Genomic DNA, 18,574 nt, shown 5'->3' with positions numbered 1-18,574 from the left:
GCCGCAGACCGCGGAACAGACTCCTTCCCTCCCTCACTACTCTGGGGGGATGCCGCGCACGAGCCACACCCCGCCGAGCGCATGATCGATGCGCTCACCGGGTTCGCGGTCATCGGCTTCGCGATCTTCGTCGGGTGGGTCATCGGCCGGATCGACCTGCTCGGCGAGCACGCACGACCCGTGCTGGCGAAGCTCATCTTCTACGTCCTCTCGCCGTTCCTGCTCTTCGTCGTGCTGGCGCAGGCCGACGTCCGGATGCTCTTCTCCGCGCTGCTGCCCGTCTCGGCGATCGCCGCGATCGCCGTCATGGTCGTCTATGCGCTCATCGCCCGGGCCCTCTGGCGCCGCTCGGTCTCGGAGACGCTCATCGGCGCCCTCTCCTCGGGCCAGGTGAACTCCAACAACATCGGCATCCCGCTCTCGCTGTACCTGCTGGGAAGCGCGGCATTCCCCGCACCGGTCATCCTGATGCAGCTGCTGGCCTTCACGCCCGTCTCGATGGCGATCCTCGAGGCGGCGACGAGCGGCGTGCGCCGAGTGCGTGCGCTTCTGCTGCGCACGGTGGGCAACCCCATCGTGATCGGCTCGGTCCTCGGCACCCTCGTCTCGGTGAGCGGCGTGCGTCTTCCCCCTCTCGTGCTCGAACCCGCCCAGCTGATCGCCGACGCGTGCGTGCCGGTGCTGCTGATCAGCTACGGCATCTCGCTTCACGGTCAGCGGGTGCTGGCACCGTCGGGGCGGCGTCGCGACATCCTGCTGGCGGCTTCGCTCAAGCTCGTCGTGATGCCGGGGGTCGCGTGGGCCGTCGCCGCGCTCGTCTTCCGCCTCTCCCCCGCCGACGTGCTCGTCGTCGTCGTCCTCGCGGCGCTGCCCACCGCGCAGAACGTCTTCAACTACTCCCAGCGCTACGGTGTCGGCGAGACGATCGCCCGCGACACGGTCTTCCTCACCACCGTCGGCTGCGTGCCCGTGCTGCTGCTCGCCCTGTACCTGCTCGGCTGACGTCGCCTCCGACACGGGCGGGGGCCGACCAGCATTGGGCGCCCGCGAGCGATAGCCTGGGGCCACTCCCAGCACATTCCCAGAAAGGCCCCTCGCATGAGCACCGACATCCCCGTCGAAAAGGCTGCCGTCAACGGCATCCGCACCGCCCTCGGCCTGGGCGGCGTCATCGCCCTCATCGTCGGCATCCTGATCCTCGTCTGGCCGGGTCGCACGGCAATGGTGGTCGCGGCCATCATCGCCGTGTACGCGATCGTCGGCGGCCTCGTCTACGCCGGACTCGGCATCTTCTCGAAGGCCATGGGCGGGTGGTCGCGCATCGGTCACATCGTGCTCGGCATCCTTTTCGTGGTCGCGGGCATCATCGCCCTCTCGAACCTCGGCGCCACCACCGCGTGGCTCGCGGTGTTCCTCGGCCTGCTCGTCGGCATCATGTGGATCGTCGAGGGCGTCGTCGCGCTCACGACCCTGAGCGGCGCGGCGTCGAAGGGCCTCACGATCTTCTTCGCCGTCCTGAGCATCATCGCGGGCATCATCCTGATCTTCGCCCCGCTGTGGGGCGCGGTCGTGCTGTGGTGGATCCTCGGCATCTCGCTCGTGGCGCTCGGCATCGTGCAGATCGTGCGCGCCTTCACCTTCAAGTCGCTCTGATCCGCTGCGGGCAGGTCCCGCCGCGAAGACGACGAACGGCCCGGGATCACACCCGGGCCGTTCGTCGTGGTGGCGTCGGGACTACTCCGCGGCGAAACCGCTGACGTCGCCGACGAGGCGGGTGTTGTCGGCGGGGATCGGATCCACGGCCGCGCGGGCGATCTCCGCGGCGAACTCCGAGACGTTGTAGAGCCTGCCGGCGGATTCGCGACGCGTCGCGATCGCGCCGGGGTTGGCGCGCTCGAGCAGCGTCGCCGTGATCGTGCCCTCGATCATGTCCCCCGAGACGACGACGAATCCGATGCCGCGCTCCTCGAGCTCGGGGATCAGCTCGCGCAGCGCGTCCTCGCCCGCCCGCTTGGACAGGGCGACGGGCTCGTACTCGGGCATCGTCGGGGTCGTGCGGATGAAGTGGGCCTGGTGGCTCGTGACGAACACGATGCGCGACCCCTCCCCCAGCAGCGGCAGCGCCGCCCGGAGCGCGCCGACCTGCGCGTCGCGGTTCAGCAGGAGTGCGTAGTCCTCGCCCATACCGGCCTCCATGCCGCCGGAGGCGTTGAGCACCAGGATGTCGAGGCCGCCGTACTCGCGCTCGACCTCGGCGAACATCGCACCGACCGAATCGGCGTCGGTCAGGTCGGCGCCGACGACGAGGGCGCGGCTGCCCGCCTGCGCCACCTCGGCGGCGAGCTTCTGCGCGCGCGGGGCCTTGTTGCGGTAGTTGATGACGACGTCGGCGCCGGCCTGGGCGAGATAGCGCACGGTGTCGGCGCCGATGCCGCGGGAGGAACCCGTCACGAGGGCGCGCTTGCCGTCGAGGGCTCCGGGGGCGAGGGGCGAGGGGGTCTCGGTCACGTGTGGGAACTCCAGGATCGAAGGGCCGCGGATCGTCGCCGCGGGCAGATCGACCCTACCAATCGACGGCCCGGGGGCCGTGGTCGCGTGCTAGGTTCGCCTCAAAGGGGAGGCGCGCCGTGGACCTATTCCAGACCGTCGAGCAGTTCGCCTGGATCGGCTGGATCGTTCTGATCCTCGTGTTCTTCACGATCGAGACCCTGACCCTCGAGCTCACATTCGCGATGCTGGGACTCGGCGGGGTGGCCGGCCTCGTCGCCGATCTGGCGGGTGCGCCGTTATGGCTGCAGGTGGTCGTGGGGGCCGCGGTCGCGGCGCTGCTCCTGCTCCTTCTGCGCCCGCCGCTCCTGCGCCGCCTCCGCCGCGGCGAGGACCCCACCCCCAGCAACGTCGACGCGCTGCTCGGGATGTCGGGCGTCGTGATCGCCACCGTGGGCCTGACCGGTGGCCAGGTGCGCCTCGCGAACGGCGACACATGGACGGCGCGCACGTCCGACATCCGCGAGATCACCCCCGGCGTCGCCGTGACCGTCACCCGCATCGACGGCGCGACCGCGCTCGTCCGTCCCACCGAGGAGACCGCGCAGTCATGACCGACATCGAGCAACTGATCCCCACCGTGATCGGATGGCTGCTGGCCCTCGCGGTCCTCATCTTCGTCCTCGTCGTCCTCGCGCGCTCGATCCGCATCATCCCGCAGGCCAGCGCCGGCATCGTCGAGCGGCTCGGCCGTTACCACAAGACGCTGACACCGGGGCTGAATCTCCTTGTGCCGTTCATCGACCGGCTCCGACCGCTCATCGACATGCGCGAGCAGGTCGTCTCGTTCCCCCCGCAGCCCGTGATCACCGAGGACAACCTCGTCGTCTCGATCGACACCGTCGTGTATTTCCAGGTCACCGACGCGCGCGCCGCGACGTACGAGATCGCGAACTACCTCGGAGCCGTCGAGCAGCTGACGACGACCACGCTTCGCAACGTCGTGGGCGGCCTCAACCTCGAGGAGGCGCTGACCAGCCGCGACGAGATCAACGGGCAGCTGCGCGTCGTCCTCGACGAGGCGACGGGCAAGTGGGGCATCCGCGTCGGTCGCGTCGAACTCAAGGCCATCGATCCGCCGGTCTCCATCCAGGACTCGATGGAGAAGCAGATGCGCGCCGAGCGCGACCGCCGTGCGGCGATCCTCACGGCCGAGGGCTCGAAGCAATCGCAGATCCTCGAGGCGGAGGGGCGCCGACAGGCCGAGATCCTCCGCGCCGAGGGAGACAAGCAGGCCGCCGTGCTCCGGGCACAGGGCGAGGCGGAGGCCATCCACTCGGTCTTCGAAGCCATCCACGCCGGCAACCCCGATGACAAGCTCCTCGCCTACCAGTACCTGCAGACCCTGCCGAAGATCAGCCAGGGCGCCGCCAACAAGCTGTGGATCATCCCGAGCGAGTTCACGGAAGCGCTGAAGGGCGTCTCCGGCGCCTTTGCGGGCAGGGTTGCGGATGCCGCCGCATCCGCCCCCGACGACGACGCACCCCCACCGCGTCTCCCGTGAGGCACCCGTGGTTCGCGCGCGCCGACACTCCGCGCGTGCTCGCTCACCGCGGACTCGTCACGCCGGCATCCGCAGCGCACGGCGTGGCCGAGAACTCCTTCGCCGCCTTCGCGGAAGCGCACGGTCACGGAGTCGACTACATCGAGTCCGATGCGCACATCACCGCCGACGGCGTGGTCGTGCTCTTCCACGACGACGATCTGAGCCGGGTGACGGGCGATCCCCGTCCCCTCGCCGCCGTCCCGCTTCGGGAGCTCGAGGACCTCATGGCCCCGCTGGGAGGCCTCGTCACGCTCGCGCAGGCGCTCGAGGCCTTCCCCGACACCCGTTTCAACATTGACATCAAGGCGGATGCCGCCGCCGAGCCCGCCGGCCGCATCGTCGCCGCAGCGTCCGAGCGGGTGCTGGTCACGAGCTTCTCCGACTCGCGCCGGAGGCGCGCCCTCGCCGCGGCGCGCGCTGCGGGCGGCCCGGGGCCCGGGCCGGCCACCTCGGCCGGCACAGCGACGATCGCACGCCTGCTCGCGGCCCTCGCCACGCGCTCGCGCGGGCTCGCGGCACGGGCGATCCGCGGCGTCGACGCCCTGCAGATCCCCGAGCGTCGGGGGCGCGTGCGCATCCTCACTCCCCGGCTGATCGAAGCCGCCCACCGCTCGGGCGTCGAGGTCCACGTGTGGACGGTCAACGATCCGGCGGACATGCGACGCCTCGCCGGCCTCGGCGTCGACGGCGTCGTGACCGACCGGGCCGACGTCGCGCTGCGCGTGCTCCACCCCGCATGACTGGGGGTTGTCTGGGAAAGCGCGTCCCGAACGCGCCGTTCGGATGATCCACACAGGTCGCTGCGTTATACCGGGTGATTGACCTCATCAGTCCCCCAGATGCCGAGGAGACCACACAATGGCAGATCGCAGCCTGCGCGGCATGCGTCTCGGCGCCCAGAGCCTACAGAGCGAAGAGGGCGTCGTGTTCATGGAGCGCACCGAGTACACCTACACCTGCAGCACCTGCGGGCACGACACCAAGCTCATGTTCGCTGCGGATGCCGAGGCGCCCGAGGCGTGGGAGTGCCGCGCGTGCGGCGCCGAAGCCGCGCTCGTCGTCGGCGACAAGACCGTGACGATCGATCACAGCGACGACAAGACGCCGCGCACGCACTGGGACATGCTGCTCGAGCGCCGCACCCGCGCCGAGCTCGAGGAGATCCTCGAGGAGCGCCTCGCCTACCTTCGCGCGCGTCGCGGCGCGGGCGAGAACCCCGACAGCATGCTGCTGGGGGCCTGACCCCACCGATCAGAAGGGCGTCGGATGCCGAGGCATCCGACGCCCTTCTGCGTGCCGGGCCTCACGCGCTCCGCGTCCGGCGTCGCGCCACGAGGCCCGTCGCGACGAGCCCCGCGATCGCCGCCCAGAACAGCGCCGTCTGCACCGCTCCCCCGATGACGACACCCGGCGTCAGCCCCGTGCGCAGCTCGACGTCCGTGAGCATGGCACCGGCGACGTCGGCCGGCAGCTCGTCGACCGTCGCCCCGTCGGGCCCGATCACCTGGCTCGTGCCCACCGTCGAGATGTTCACGACGCTGCGGCCGGTCTCGATCGCGCGCATCCGCGCGAAGGCCAGTTGCTGGAGGTTCTCGTCGGTGCCGCGGAAGTCCGCGTTGTTGGTCTGGAACATGTAGACCTGGGCCCCGTCGCGGGCGCCCTCCCGGATCACGTCGTCGTAGATGACGTCGAAGCAGATCGCCAGCCCGACGCCCACGCCGCCGATGTCGAAGAGGGGGACATTGGTGCCGGGTGTGTACTCGCGCTGAATGAGACCGATCAGGTCGGGGGCCAGCATCTCGAAGAACCACCGGTCCGGCACGTACTCGCCGAACGGCACGGGCTTGCGCTTGTCGTGGAACTGGACGGGGTTCTCCTCCCCCGCCTCCCAGAGCATCGAGGTGTTGAACACCTCGTCGTCCCGCGACGTCGCCGCGTTGATGACGAGGGGCGCATCGACACGCCGCGACAGGGCGTTGAGGATGCCGGCCACCTGCGCGTTCGCGGTGGGGTCGGCGTCCACGCCGCCCTCGGGCCACAGCAGAACGTCCATCCGCTCGTCCAGCAGCGGCTCCGTCGCCTCCAGCTGCGCTCGCAGGATGTCGCCTCGCGCCCGCTCGTCGAAGTACCCGGACGGGCCGTTGCCCTGAACACTCCCCACGGTCATGACGCCGGCGGGGGCCGTCTGCCACTGGGGGGTGAGCAAGAGGACCGCGATCAGCGCAACCGACGGGATGGCCGTCCTCCGGTCCCGCCATCGGGCGACCCGTGCCCACTCGATGAGCGCCGCGACCGCCGCGACCATGAGGAACGTGAGTCCGGAGACCCCGACCCACGAGGCAAGGTGCGCGAGGGGGCCCTCGGACTGGCTCATGCCCATCCGCGCCCAGGGGAAGCCCGTATAGGGCCACGACCCCATGAACACCTCGCGCGCCGTCCAGAGCGCCGCAACGAGCGCCGGCAGGGCAACCAACCGCACCCAGAGGGCGTTCGACGCTCGCGGCATCCACCGGTACGCCCACACGATCGGCACCGATCCCAGGGCCCAGAACACGGTCTCGAGCCCGGCCAGCCCGAACCAGGGCAGCGGGCCGAGATAGCGGGTGATCCAGACGATGTGCGTGAAGTAGAAGGCGGCGCCGAAGACTGCCCCCACGAGCAGTCCCGACCACGCCGTGCGGCCGACCAGTGCGACCAGCGCGAGCCCGATCCCTACGAAGGCGAGAGGCCACGCGCCCACCGACGGGAAGGCGAGATCGAGCACCGGTCCGCCCGCGACGGCGGCGACCAGCGCAGCCCACAGGGGAAGGAGCGGGCGCTGCGCCCGCGGGATGCCGGTCACAGCCCCGAGTACGCGACGACGCCGCGCCGTACCCCGTCGAGCGCGGCGCGGGCCGTGCGCGCGACATCAGGTTCCGCCACCAGGGAGAGCTGATCCAGCAGGTCGATGCTCTGCCGGCACCAGCGCACGAAATCGCCCGCGGCCATGTCGGCGTCGTCCAGGACGCGATCCAGCGGCACGCCGCGCACCCATCCGCGCATCGCCCGGGCGAGCCCCGGCGCCAGAGGCTCGGAGCCGGGCAGGCGGTGATCCCGCTCGAGGTCGTCCAGCTGGGCCCAGAGCTCCTGCGTCGCCGTCAGGGCCGTGCGGAATGCGCCGCCGGGCAGCCCGCGCTCACCGGGTCCGGCGTCGTCGCGGCGCGGCTCGTAGACGATGCAGCTCGCGAGGGCGGCGAGGGACGCCGCATCCAGCTGGCGCCACAGGCCGCGCCGGAGCGACTCGGCCACGAGAAGATCGCGTTCGCCGTAGATGCGCCGCATCGTGCGACCCGCGTCGGTCAGATGCACACGGCCGTCCTCGATGCGCAGGTAGTCGAGCGCCTCGAGCACGTCGGTCACGCGGTCGAACTGGCGCGCCACCGTCCCCGTGCGGGCGGAGATCTGGGTCCGTGTGCGATCAATGGCTCGCTTGAGCTTCCAGTAGCGCTCGGCCCAGCGGGCGTGGTTCTCCCGGTCGGGGCAGCCGTGGCAGGGATGCCGCTGCATGCGCTTGCGCAGCGACGCGATCTGCGCCTGGCGTCGCTCGCGATCGCCCCGGGACGCCCCGGCATCCTGCCGATTCTTCTTCTCGAGGTCGGTCAGCTCGCGCCGGATGCCGGAGTACTCGGTGAAGTCGCCGCGGTCGCAGGCCATGGCCGCCGCGTACCCCGCGAGCGACTCCTCCTGCTCCCGCACCTGACGCGCCAGACCGACGACGGCGCGGTCGGCCTGGAACTGGGCGAACGAGGATTCCAGGAGCTCGTGAGCGCGCGACCGGCCGAACCGGTCGATAAGGTTGACCGCCATGTTGTACGTCGGCCGGAAGCTGGAGTGGAGGGGGTAGGTGCGGCGGGAAGCGAGGGCCGCCACCTGCTGCGGGTCCAGACCCTCGGTCCACTGGATGACCGCGTGCCCCTCGACGTCGATCCCGCGGCGCCCCGCTCGCCCGGTCAGCTGGGTGTACTCCCCCGACGTGATCGCGACGCGCGCCTCGCCGTTGAACTTCTCGAGCTTCTCCAGCACGACCGTGCGGGCCGGCATGTTGATGCCCAGCGCGAGGGTCTCCGTCGCGAACACCGCCTTGACGAGCTTGCGCTGGAAGAGCTCCTCGACCACCTCCTTGAACGCCGGCAGGAGGCCCGCGTGGTGCGCCGCGACGCCCCGTTCGAGATTCTCGCGCCACTCCCAGAACCCCAGCACGGCCAGGTCCTCTTCCGGCAGCGTGCGTGTGCGTTCCTCGACCACCTCGCGGATCTCACGACGCTCGTCGGCGTCGGTCAGGCGCAGGCCGGAACGCCGCACCTGCTGCACCGCCTGGTCGCACCCGGCACGGCTGAAGATGAAGAAGATCGCCGGCAGGAGGTTGCTGCGTCCGAGCAGATGCACGACCTCCGGCCGGTCGAGCCGCTCGACGCGCTGAGGCTGCCCCGCGCGCACCGGTCGTCTGCCGCCCCGCGACGGGCGATGCCCGCCGCGGCCCCTTGAGGAGCGGTACGCATCGGCCTGCCGTCCACCCTGAGCAGCGCCCCCGCGGATGCGCATGAGCTCCTGATTCACCTGCGCCGTCGCCACCCCCGCGCGGTCGTCGAAGAGAGGCAGCAGGTCGCCGCGCACCAGGACGTGCTGCTCGAGCGGCACGGGGCGCGTCTCGGACACGATGACCTCGGTGTCGCCGCGCACCGTGCCGAGCCAGTCGCCGAACTCCTCGGCGTTGGAGACGGTGGCCGACAGCGAGACGAGGCGCACATCCTGCGCGAGGTGGATGATGACCTCCTCCCATACGGCGCCCCGGAAGCGGTCGGCCAGGTAGTGGACCTCGTCCATGACGACGTACTGCAGGTCGCGCAGCGCCGGCGAGTCGGCGTAGAGCATGTTCCGCAGCACCTCGGTGGTCATGACCACGACGCGCGCGGAGGAGTTGATGTTCACGTCGCCGGTGAGCAGACCCACGGCATCCGCGCCATAGACATGCTGGAGCTCCCGGAACTTCTGGTTGGACAGCGCCTTCATGGGGGTGGTGTAGAAGGCCTTGCCGCGCTCCGAGCGCATCGCGAGATGGATCGCGAACTCCCCCACGATCGTCTTCCCCGCGCCGGTCGGGGCGGCGACGAGCACGCTGCGACCCTCCTCGAGCGCCTGACAGCCCGCGATCTGGAAGTCGTCGAGATCGAACCGCTGCTGCTCGGCGAAGGACGCCGAGACGGGATGCCGTCGCGCGTCGCGCGCCGCCGCATAGCGCTCGGCGGGGGTCGCTGTCACGCCGACTGTCCCGATGCGAACAGCGCCTCTTCGCGCTTGGTCCGGCGTCGGTCGAAGAGCATCGACAACGCCGCAGCGGCGATGTACAGGACGATCATGATGCCCATCAGCAGCAGCATCGAGGTCACGTCGGCCGCGGGGGTCGCAAGGGCCGAGAACACCGCGGCCACGAGAACCGCCACGCGCCACCCCTTCAGGATCGCGCGCCCGCTCATGATGCCCGCGAGGTTCATTGCCACGAGGAAGACCGGCAGGACGAAGGCGCATCCGAGCACGATGAAGAACTTGAACACGAAGTCGTAGTAGGTGTCGTAGGCGAACAGCAGGGCGGCGCCGCCAGGCACGAACGTGGCCATGAGCTCGATGACGTGCGGGATGATGAAGAAGCCCACGGCGCACCCCGCGAAGAAGAGCGGGATGGCGGCTCCCATGAAGGCCCACGTGTAGCGGATCTCCTTTCGGGTCAGCCCCGGCATCACGAAAGCCCAGAGCTGCCACAGCCACACCGGCGCGGAGATCAGGAGGCCGATCGCGAAGGCGATCCGCATGCGCAGATCGAAGCCGCTCGTGACCGTCGTGAAGTTCAGCGCGGTCAGCGTCTCACCCGTGATCTCCTGGCCACGGCGCGCCGCCACCTCGAGGATGGGTTCGTTCAGGAGCGAGATGATGCCGTCGGTGATGAAGAAGGCGACGATCATGCCGACCACCAGCCCGACCACGGCGATCATCAGCCGCCTGCGCAGCTCGACGAGGTGCTCCCCGAGCGACATCCTCTTGTCGCGGCGCGGCTGTTCGGGCGAGACCGTCACTCCCGCATCGGTCGTGGCCACGGCGCCTACGGCTTGGGTTCGCTGCCCGGCGCCGTTCGAGGCGGAGCCGGCTGCGACAGCGACGGGTCTGCGACCGGGGCCGTCCCCTCCTGCGTGGCGCGCCCATCAGCGACGTCGTCGTCCTTCATGGCCTTCATCTCGCCCCGGAAGACGCGGGCGGACTGGCCGACGCTCTTTGCCAGGGCCGGCAGCTTGGCCGCACCGAAGAGCAGAAGGATCACGGCCAGGAGAATCAGCAGGTGCCAGCCGGTGAGGTTGCCCAACATGGTGCTCTCCGTCGTTCGGCGAAAGGGTGATCCCCGTCAGTCTAACCCCGGCGTCCTCGTGCGGATCCGTCGCACACGCGTCAGCCGTACTGCGCGAGCGCGGCGCGCGCCCACTCGACCGTCGCCTGCCGAGCCTCGGCGGGGGCCACAACCTCCACCGACCCGCCTCGCCGCGTGGCCAGCCGCTTCAGCTGAGCGGGATCGGCGACCCGGAGCAGGGCGGTCGACAGGGGATCCCCCGCGGTGATCTCGGCATAGTCGAGGTACTGGCCGAGGAGCGGCGCGACGTGCGGGACGAAGCGGATGGTCGCCTCGAGTGCGCCGTCCTCACGGGCGAAGATCGTCGTCTCGGGATCGTCGCGGGCGGCGGCGGGGATGTCCGTCACGACGGCGTCCGTGACGCGATCGAGGTGGAAGGTCCGCATGTCGCGGCGGAGGTGGCACCAGCCGCGCAGGTACCACTGGTCGTCCTTGACGAGGATGCGGACGGGGTCGACGGTACGTGTCGTCGGCTCGGCATCCGGCTTGTGGTGGGTGAACGACAGCGCGACCCCCTTGTCGAGAGCGTCGCGCACCGCCGCCCGGACCTCGTCCACCGGATCCGCCGCGACCACGAGCTGGCTGGGAGCGGCGCTCGCGCCGCGGGACAGCTTGGCGATCAGAGCGGGCACCGTCTCCCCCGTCGCCACCCCCGGCGCCGACTGCGCGAGCTGCAGGCCCGCCAGGAGCGCGGCCGCCTCCCGCGCGGTCAGCCGGGGAGCGCGTTCGAAAGCCACGGTGTTGAGCAGCTGCAGCTCGTCGCGCTCGTCGAGCAGATCCCAGTCGATGTCGAAGAGCTCGTGGTGCATGCCCTCCGGCAGGCCGATCACCACGAGGCCTTCGGCGAGGCGGCGGAGCACATCGGGCTCGACGTCGAACTCCCGGGCCGCGTCGACCACCGGCACCGGTCCCTTCTCGACCAGGTACGGCACGAGGTTCATCACGAGCGCGACGCGGTCGATCGCCAGCAGGGGCGGCCGGGCGCTCACGCGGTCACCCCGTGGGCCGCGAGCGTGCGCTGCAGCCGCTCGACCACCTGGGCCCGGAGGTCGTCCGGCGAGACGACCGTCACCTCGGGACCGTACGATGCCAGCTCGTCCGCGAGCACATGGACGTCGACGAAGGGGATGCGCACGAGGTCGTCCTCCCGGCTGCCTCGTCGGCGCAGGCGCAGCGCGGCCTCGGAATCCTCCTGCACGCGCACGAGGGCGCTGTTGCGTCGTGCGACCTCGTCGAGGCCCCGACGCGCGCGTTCGCCTGCTCCCGCCGCCGCTGCGGGATCGAACCGATCACGCAGCTGCTCGACATCGCCCACGATGCGCGACAGGAGGAACGTCCGCTCCTGTGCGAGGTCGCGATCGAACCCGTAGAGATGCCAGCGCCCGTCGTAGTCGATCAGGGCGTGCGGCTCCACGGTGCGCACCCGCGGGACGTCGTCGCCGGGCTTGACGTAGGTGAAGCGCACGACGCGGTGGGCGTCGTGTGCGGCACGCAGGGCAGGGAAGGCGTGGTCCTTCGCGGAGAGGCGCGGCGCGAATCCGATGATCGGCTCGTCGACGTCGATGCCGAGGGCTCGGATCTTGCGGAGGGCGGACTGGGCCTCACCCGACATCGAGCTCTCCCCCCACACGGCCGCCGCGATCCCGAGGATCGCGACCTCGGCGGGCGTGAAGACGATGTCCTCGGGCAGGACGTACTCGGCCTTCGGGATGACGTAGCGGGCCTCGCGCAGGTCGTCCGGGTCGGCCGCATCTCCGAGCGTGTGGACCGGCATCCCGAGCTCGCGGAGTGCATCCTTGTCGCGCTCGAACATCTTCTCGAGGGCGTCTGCGCTGCGCCCCTCCGCGCGCGCCTCGCGGTACCCGGACACGCTCGAGAGGATCTGCTCCTTGGTGAGCCCGTATCGGTTCGCCATGAGGGCGACCGTCAGGCTGAGCAGACGCTCCTCCGGCGTGATCTTCTGGGGCACGCCTCAATCCTAGGCGCGGCCCCGCTCACTCGGCGGGAGCGTCGATTCCGAGGATGTCGACGACGAAGACCAGGGTCGAGCCCGCCGGGACGCTACCGCTGCCCTGGTCGCCGTAGCCGAGGTCGGGCGGGATGACGGCGAGGATCTGGGAGCCGACGGTCTGACCCTCGAGCGCCGCGCCGAACCCCTCCACGACGGCGTCGAGCTCGAACGCGACGGGTGCGCCGTTCTCCCAGGAGGAGTCGAAGACGGTCCCCTCGTCCCACAGCACGCCGGTGTAGTGCACGCGGACGGGCGCATCGCCTGTGACGACCTCGCCGTCGCCCTTCTTCAGCACCTGCACCTCCAGGTCGGCGGGCGGCTGGGCCTCGGGGACGATGATGCCGGGGCGCCCGTCGGGAGCGCGCACGACGGTGGGAAGGTTGTGCCCGGCGACAAACTGGTCGGCGCCGTCGGCCTTGTCGAGATAGACCTTGCGCAGATCGACCACTGCGATGGCGCTGCCGCCCTCCCCGATGCCGAACCCGGCGGCGGCCTCGGCATTCAGCCCGTCGCCGGTGAGGACGGTGGCGACCCGCCCGCCCTCACGGGCGCACGCGAGAGCGTCCTCGAAGCCGGGGAACGACTGCGTCCACTGCGAGAGGGTGAGCACGCTCGTGAGCGATCCGTCGTACGGGGTCGTGGCGATCTGCTCGCCCGTCGCGCCGTTGTACAGCGCGACGTCGATCACCATCGCCTGGTCGAGGCCGCGGACCGCGGTCCCGTCGCCCTCGACGATGTCGGTCCACTCCGACTCGCTTGCCGTGATGGGGGTGTACGCCTCGACGTCCGGGACGTCGTCGGTGTCGCCCTCCACGGTGACGAGGTCGATCGCCTCCTGCGACGCGCTGAGCGTCCGCTCGCATCCGTCGTCGTTCACCGTGGGCGAGGAGCATCCGACCAGCGCGAGACCGAGGATGCCGGCGACGGTCACAGGGGCGAGGAATTTACGCACGCGCTTCAGTCTATGCGAGCCGGGCTCGCCGAACCGGCGCCCTCGTCGTCCGCGTCGCCGGCGGCGCCGCCCAGACGCGCGGAAGCCGCCCGCTGCGCCTCCCGCACCCGCTTGCGCAGGTTCTTGTCGGTGATCTCACGATCCCCGACGGCGCCGGGCGTCCACAGCTCCACGTCCTCGTCGCCGTAGCTGCTCTTGGACGCGCGGCGCTTCTGCTCGGGAGCGACCGCGCCCGGGGCAAGGCGGCGTGCCGAGATGAGAAAGCCCGTGTGAGCCACCATGCGGTGGTCCGGACGGACGGCCAGGCCCTCGACGTGCCAGCCGCGCACCATGGTTTCGGACGCGTCGGGTTCGGTGAACAGGCCGGTCCCCCGCAGATACTCGGCGACGCGTGACAGCTGCGTCGCGGTGGCGACGTAGCAGAGCACGACCCCCCCGGGCGTGAGGGCCTCGGCGACGACGTCGATGCACTCCCAGGGCGCCAGCATGTCGAGGACGACTCGGTCGACGGAGCCCGCCGGTGTCGCACGGGGCAGCTCCTCGGCCAGGTCCCCGACCCGCACCTCCCACTGCGTCGGATGGGCGCCGAAGAACGTCGCGACGTTCGCCTCGGCGACCTCCGCGAACTCCGGCCGGCGCTCGAACGACAGCAGCCGCCCCCCTGCGCCGATCGCGCGCAGGAGCCAGAGCGAGAGCGCACCCGACCCGACGCCGGCCTCGACGACGGTCGCGCCCGGGAACACGTCCGCCTCGGCGAGGATCTGTGCGGCATCCTTCGGATAGACGATCGCCGCGCCGCGGGGCATCGACATGACGAAGTCGCGCAGCAGCGGACGCAGCGCCAGGTACTCATGGCCGCCGCTGTTGACCACGACCGACCCGTCGGGGATGCCGACGAGCTGGGCGTGCCGGAGCACACCGTGATGCGTGTGGAGCTCGCCTCCCTCACGCAGCGTGATCGTGTGGAGGCGGCCCTTCGGCCCCGTCAGCTGTACCCGGTCACCGAGGGCGAAGGGCCCGCTCGATCGGGGCGTCGTCGCGGCGCTCACCGGAGGGCCTCGGCGCGGCGGGCGCCTGCGGAGCGCTCCGAATGAAGACGCGAGATCTCCGCGACGCCCATGCGCTCGAGCGAGGCGGCGATGGCGAACGCCCCCGACCCTTCGAGCGAGACGATGTTCGGCACGCCGAGCACGGTGCATCCCGCGGCGACACCGGAGCGGACCCCGTTCGGCGAATCCTCGATGGCGACCGTGTCCGCGACATCGACGCCCAGCAGCTCGGCGGCGCGCAGGTAGGGGTCGGGGAAGGGCTTGGGGCGCTCGACGTCGTCGCCGGCGACGATGACATCGAACGCGTCGAAGTCGATGAGGTCGACGATCGATGTCGCCATGCGGCGCATCGACATCGTCACCAATGCCGTGGGGATGCCTGCGGCCTTCAGCTCGGCGAGCAGCTCGCGCGCACCCGGACGGAAGGGCACCCCCTCGCGGGCGAGCGACTCGAGCACGCGATCGGTGAGCGTGTCGATGATCTCGGGCACCGACATCCGCACCCCCGCGGCCTGGAAGATGCGCGCGGCGTCCTCGAGGCCGAGCCCAACGAGCTGAAGCGCCTGCTCGTGGCTCCACGTTCCCCCGAAGCTCTCGACGAGCGGTGTCTCCGCGGCGATCCAGTGCGGTTCGGTGTCGACGAGGGTTCCGTCCATGTCCCACAGGACGGCGCGAGGAAGAGGGTGATTCACCCGGCCATGCTACCCGCGGGCCGGGTCGCCACCCGCGGCAGGGGCCGCACCGCTGCCGCGCACCCCCGCCTCCAGGGACCGCGTGCACCTATCCTTGAGGGAACCGGATCGGCCCGCACCCCCGAGCGTCGATCGGCGAGACGGGAGGCACGGTGGACGGACTCGGACGCAGAGTGCTCGTGGCGGCCTTCGACGGCTGGAACGACGCGGGCGAGGCGGCCTCCGCTGCCATCGAGGCGCTGCGATCGCGTCGTGAGACGGAGACCGTGCACTCCGTGGACCCCGAGCTGTACTTCGACTACCAGTACACGCGGCCCCACATCACGATGGATGCCGAGGGCCGGCGCATCCTCAAGTGGCCCGAGACGCTCGTCACCCGCCCCGCGCGACGCACGCGCGGCACGCAGCTGTGGCTCCTCTCCGGCGTCGAGCCCGCGCGCGCCTGGCAGGCCTTCGCCGCCGAGCTCGTCGACGTCGCGCTGCGCGAGGACATCACGGGGTTCGTCGCGCTCGGGTCGATGATGTCCGATGTGCCGCACACGCGCCCCATCTCGGTGTTCGGTGGCAGCGACAACGAGAGGATGCGCACCGAGCTCGGTCTCGAACGCAGCACCTACGAGGGGCCCGTCGGCATCCTCTCGGTCATCGCCCAGGCAGCCGAGGCCGCCGGCATCCCCACGGTTTCGCTGTGGGCGAGCGTGCCCCACTACGTGGCCGGTCACACCCCCTCTCCCAAGGCGACGCTCGCCCTGCTCGACCGTCTCGAGGACGTCACGGGCACGAAGATCGACCGGGGCGACCTTCCCACCCAGGCCGCCGCATGGGAGGCGTCGATCGATGCGGCCGCCGCGGACGACGAGGAGATGACGGAGTACATCCGCCAGCTCGAGCAGACGCGCGACACGTGGGATTCCCCCGAGGCATCGGGCGATGCCATCGCGCAGGAGTTCGAGCGCTATCTCCGGCGCCGGGGCGACGGTCCCGGCAAGCCCGGGCGCGGCGACGAACCCCGCCGCTGACGCCCGCGCGGCGCACCCGATCGTGCGTCCCGCGCGGGGCGTCGCCGGCTCAGTAGGGCTGCAGAACCCCCACCGAGAGCAGCACGATCAGCACGACGCCGAGGGCGACGCGGTAGATCACGAAGGGCAGGAAGCTGCCGCGCTTGAGGTAGCGCATCAGGAACGCGATGACCGCGAGACCGACGCCGAAGGCGACCACCGTGGCGCCGAACGTGTCGAGAAGCGTGTAGGGGCCACCCGGCTCCTGGAAGGCCTGCAGCAGCTCGTACAGGCCCGAGCCGAACACGGCGGGAACGGCCAGCAGGAAGGCGTATTCGGCCGCTGCGGGCCGCGTATAGCCGAGGGCGAGCCCGAGTGTCGTCGTCGCCCCGGAGCGGGAGACGCCGGGGATCAGGGCGAGAGCCTGCGCGAAGCCCAGCGCGAGCCCGTGCGGGTAGGTCAGATCCTTCAGTTCGCGCTGTCGGCGTCCCCACCGGTCGGCTGCGCCGAGGAGGAGCCCGAACCCTATGAGCACGATCGCCACGAGCCAGAGGTTGCGGAAGGTCCCGCGGATGACGTCCTGGAAGAGGAACCCCAGCGCGCCGATGGGGATCGTTCCGAGGATGATGAGCCAACCCATCCGCGCATCCGGGTCGTTGCGCGGGACGCGGCCCGTCAGCGACTGCGCCCACCGCGAGATGATGCGCACGATCGTGCCCCAGAAGTAGACCAGGACGGCGGCCTCCGTGCCGATCTGCGTGATCGCGGTGAAGGTCGCGCCCGGGTCCTCGGCCGAAGGGAGGAACTCGCCGACGATGCGCAGGTGGGCGCTCGAGGAGATCGGCAGGAACTCCGTCAGCCCCTGGATGATGCCGAGGACGAGGGCTTCGATGAACTGCATGGGCGCCTTCCGGTGAGGTCGCGTCGGTGCGGGATGAGAGGGGTGCCGCGACGCGGCATCCGAGGATCAGCAGACCCTGAGCAGGTCGGTCAGCACGCGCTGTCCGAACTCGAGGGCATCGACGGGGACGCGCTCGTCCACCCCGTGGAACATACCGGTGAAGTCGAGGTCGGGGGGAAGGCGCAGCGGCGCGAAGCCGTATCCGGAGATGCCGAGGGTGGCGAGAGCCTTGTTGTCGGTGCCGCCGCCCATCAGGTACGGCAGGACCGGGACCCCGGGATCGTGGCGCTCCAGCATCTCGACCATCGTGTCGACGAGGTCGCCCTCGAACGGGACCTCGAGCCCGATGTCGCTGTGCACGGTCTCGATCTCGATGTCGTCGCCGACGATCCGCTGGATCTCGGCGAGGGCCGCCGCCTCGGTGCCCGGAAGCACGCGCACGTCGATGAGTGCCTCGGCTCGATCGGGGATGACGTTGTGCTTGTAGCCCGCCGCGAGGCCGGTGGGGTTCGTGGTGGTGCGCAGCGTCGAGCGCAGAAAGCCCGACGCGCGCCCCGTCCTCGCCGCAAGGGCGTCGGGCCCGAGGGCGGCATCTCCGACGATTCCGCCCAGTCCCGCCAGGAGCGCCGTCGTGGTGGCGGTCAGACGCACCGGCCACTCCGTGCGCCCGAGGGCGGCGACGGCCTCGGCGAGGCGGATGACGGCGTTGTCCTCGTGCACGGCCGACCCGTGTGCGGCGCGGCCCCGCGCGACGAGCCGTATCCACACGAGGGCCTTCTCCCCCACCTGCAGCAGATACGCCCGGCGACCCGCCACATCGATCGAGTATCCGCCGACCTCGCTGATCGCCTCCGTCGCGCCGGCGAACCAGTCGGGTCGCTCCTTCACGACCAGGTGAGAGCCCTCGATGCCGCCGTTCTCCTCGTCGGCGAAGAACGCCACGATGACATCCCGCGCCGGCTGTTCGCCGGAGCGCACCAGATCGGCGACGGAGGTGAGGATCATGGCATCCATGTCCTTCATGTCCACGGCGCCACGGCCCCACAGCATCCCGTCGCGGACGACGCCCGCGAACGGATCGACGCTCCAGCCCTCCGGCGGTGCGGGGACCACGTCGAGGTGCCCGTGGAGCACGAGGGCGGGCCTGCGGCGATCGCGGCCGGGCAGCACGGCGCGCACGTTCGTGCGGCGCGGCACCGGCTCGAAGTAGTCCACCTCGAGGCCGAGCGCTTCGAGGTACGCGCCGGCGTACTCGGCCGCCTCGCGCTCTCCGCGCGCCGTGCCCCCGCCCCAGTTCTGCGTGTCGAATCGGATCAGGTCGCGGGCGATGCTCGCCACTTCCGGCAGAGGCGCGTCGCCCACTGCCGAGATGAGGGCAGCAGGGTTCCGCGACATGCCGACCAGGCTACCCGCGTCGGGATCGCGGCCGGAAACGTGATAGTGTC

General features: G+C 70.8%; 19 protein-coding genes. 7 read left to right on the top strand and 12 right to left on the bottom strand.

Annotated elements, in window-relative coordinates:
- Window positions 1–81 precede the first annotated feature (81 nt).
- Entirely contained in the window at window positions 82–1,002 is a 921-nt protein-coding gene (locus ACIGCK_RS07385; protein ID WP_396665014.1) for an AEC family transporter, read from the top strand.
- Between the two features lie 96 nt (window positions 1,003–1,098).
- Entirely contained in the window at window positions 1,099–1,653 is a 555-nt protein-coding gene (locus ACIGCK_RS07380; protein WP_396665012.1) for an HdeD family acid-resistance protein, read from the top strand.
- Window positions 1,654–1,734: 81 nt separating this feature from the next.
- Here ACIGCK_RS07380 and ACIGCK_RS07375 read toward each other — a convergent pair whose 3' ends face one another.
- Entirely contained in the window at window positions 1,735–2,508 is a 774-nt protein-coding gene (locus tag ACIGCK_RS07375) for an SDR family oxidoreductase (protein WP_396665010.1), read from the bottom strand.
- A gap of 119 nt (window positions 2,509–2,627) precedes the next feature.
- On the opposite strand from ACIGCK_RS07375, the gene ACIGCK_RS07370 reads away from it, so the two are divergent.
- The 4 genes from ACIGCK_RS07370 to ACIGCK_RS07355 all read left to right on the top strand — a co-directional run bounded on the left by ACIGCK_RS07370 (window position 2,628) and on the right by ACIGCK_RS07355 (window position 5,335).
- A complete protein-coding gene (locus ACIGCK_RS07370; RefSeq protein WP_396665008.1) occupies window positions 2,628–3,101 on the top strand; it encodes an NfeD family protein in 474 nt (157 codons plus the stop codon).
- Window positions 3,098–4,051 (top strand): SPFH domain-containing protein, encoded by a 954-nt coding sequence (locus ACIGCK_RS07365; protein ID WP_330171938.1) that lies wholly within the window; start codon window positions 3,098–3,100, stop codon window positions 4,049–4,051. Before ACIGCK_RS07370 ends, ACIGCK_RS07365 begins: the two co-directional genes overlap by 4 nt.
- Window positions 4,048–4,833, top strand: a complete 786-nt coding sequence (locus ACIGCK_RS07360) for a glycerophosphodiester phosphodiesterase family protein (RefSeq protein ID WP_396665006.1) — start codon at window positions 4,048–4,050, stop codon at window positions 4,831–4,833. Before ACIGCK_RS07365 ends, ACIGCK_RS07360 begins: the two co-directional genes overlap by 4 nt.
- A gap of 118 nt (window positions 4,834–4,951) precedes the next feature.
- On the top strand, window positions 4,952–5,335 hold the full coding sequence (locus ACIGCK_RS07355) for an RNA polymerase-binding protein RbpA (protein ID WP_330171940.1): 384 nt from the start codon (window positions 4,952–4,954) through the stop codon (window positions 5,333–5,335).
- Between the two features lie 61 nt (window positions 5,336–5,396).
- Here ACIGCK_RS07355 and lnt read toward each other — a convergent pair whose 3' ends face one another.
- The 9 genes from lnt to ACIGCK_RS07310 form a co-directional block, all read right to left on the bottom strand.
- On the bottom strand, window positions 5,397–6,935 hold the full coding sequence (lnt, locus tag ACIGCK_RS07350; RefSeq protein ID WP_396665004.1) for an apolipoprotein N-acyltransferase: 1,539 nt from the start codon (window positions 6,933–6,935) through the stop codon (window positions 5,397–5,399).
- The gene (locus tag ACIGCK_RS07345; RefSeq protein WP_396665002.1) at window positions 6,932–9,391 is read right to left on the bottom strand and encodes a DEAD/DEAH box helicase; all 2,460 of its coding nucleotides are present in this window, start codon (window positions 9,389–9,391) and stop codon (window positions 6,932–6,934) included. Before ACIGCK_RS07345 ends, lnt begins: the two co-directional genes overlap by 4 nt.
- Window positions 9,388–10,161 (bottom strand): twin-arginine translocase subunit TatC, encoded by a 774-nt coding sequence (gene tatC, locus ACIGCK_RS07340; protein WP_330172010.1) that lies wholly within the window; start codon window positions 10,159–10,161, stop codon window positions 9,388–9,390. Before tatC ends, ACIGCK_RS07345 begins: the two co-directional genes overlap by 4 nt.
- A gap of 65 nt (window positions 10,162–10,226) precedes the next feature.
- On the bottom strand, window positions 10,227–10,487 hold the full coding sequence (gene tatA / locus ACIGCK_RS07335) for a Sec-independent protein translocase subunit TatA (RefSeq protein ID WP_330169609.1): 261 nt from the start codon (window positions 10,485–10,487) through the stop codon (window positions 10,227–10,229).
- A gap of 80 nt (window positions 10,488–10,567) precedes the next feature.
- Window positions 10,568–11,515, bottom strand: a complete 948-nt coding sequence (locus tag ACIGCK_RS07330) for a WYL domain-containing protein (protein WP_330169610.1) — start codon at window positions 11,513–11,515, stop codon at window positions 10,568–10,570.
- On the bottom strand, window positions 11,512–12,495 hold the full coding sequence (locus tag ACIGCK_RS07325) for a helix-turn-helix transcriptional regulator (protein WP_396665000.1): 984 nt from the start codon (window positions 12,493–12,495) through the stop codon (window positions 11,512–11,514). Before ACIGCK_RS07325 ends, ACIGCK_RS07330 begins: the two co-directional genes overlap by 4 nt.
- Before the next feature lie 25 nt (window positions 12,496–12,520).
- Window positions 12,521–13,489, bottom strand: a complete 969-nt coding sequence (locus ACIGCK_RS07320) for an FKBP-type peptidyl-prolyl cis-trans isomerase (RefSeq protein ID WP_396664998.1) — start codon at window positions 13,487–13,489, stop codon at window positions 12,521–12,523.
- A 5-nt stretch (window positions 13,490–13,494) separates the two neighbouring features.
- Window positions 13,495–14,538, bottom strand: coding sequence for a tRNA (adenine-N1)-methyltransferase (locus tag ACIGCK_RS07315; protein WP_396664996.1), 1,044 nt, complete (start codon window positions 14,536–14,538; stop codon window positions 13,495–13,497).
- Window positions 14,535–15,194, bottom strand: a complete 660-nt coding sequence (locus ACIGCK_RS07310; RefSeq protein ID WP_396665309.1) for an HAD family hydrolase — start codon at window positions 15,192–15,194, stop codon at window positions 14,535–14,537. Before ACIGCK_RS07310 ends, ACIGCK_RS07315 begins: the two co-directional genes overlap by 4 nt.
- A 188-nt stretch (window positions 15,195–15,382) precedes the next feature.
- Here ACIGCK_RS07310 and ACIGCK_RS07305 point away from each other — a divergent pair, with 188 nt between their 5' ends.
- Window positions 15,383–16,249, top strand: a complete 867-nt coding sequence (locus ACIGCK_RS07305; protein WP_396664995.1) for a PAC2 family protein — start codon at window positions 15,383–15,385, stop codon at window positions 16,247–16,249.
- Between the two features lie 49 nt (window positions 16,250–16,298).
- Here ACIGCK_RS07305 and ACIGCK_RS07300 read toward each other — a convergent pair whose 3' ends face one another.
- Both ACIGCK_RS07300 and ACIGCK_RS07295 read right to left on the bottom strand, forming a co-directional pair.
- Window positions 16,299–17,129: an undecaprenyl-diphosphate phosphatase gene (locus tag ACIGCK_RS07300; protein ID WP_330169616.1), complete on the bottom strand. Its 831-nt coding sequence runs from the start codon at window positions 17,127–17,129 to the stop codon at window positions 16,299–16,301.
- Window positions 17,130–17,195: 66 nt separating this feature from the next.
- Complete coding sequence (locus ACIGCK_RS07295; protein ID WP_396664993.1) at window positions 17,196–18,524, bottom strand: M20/M25/M40 family metallo-hydrolase; 1,329 nt, start codon at window positions 18,522–18,524, stop codon at window positions 17,196–17,198.
- Window positions 18,525–18,574 lie beyond the last annotated feature (50 nt).

Origin of the sequence: Microbacterium sp. NPDC078428 (genome assembly GCF_044542535.1) — a bacterium.
Classification (GTDB): Bacteria; Actinomycetota; Actinomycetes; order Actinomycetales; family Microbacteriaceae; genus Microbacterium; species Microbacterium limosum.
The sequence above is the reverse complement of the archived record's forward strand: the minus strand, read 5'-3'. Positions and strand labels throughout refer to the sequence as shown.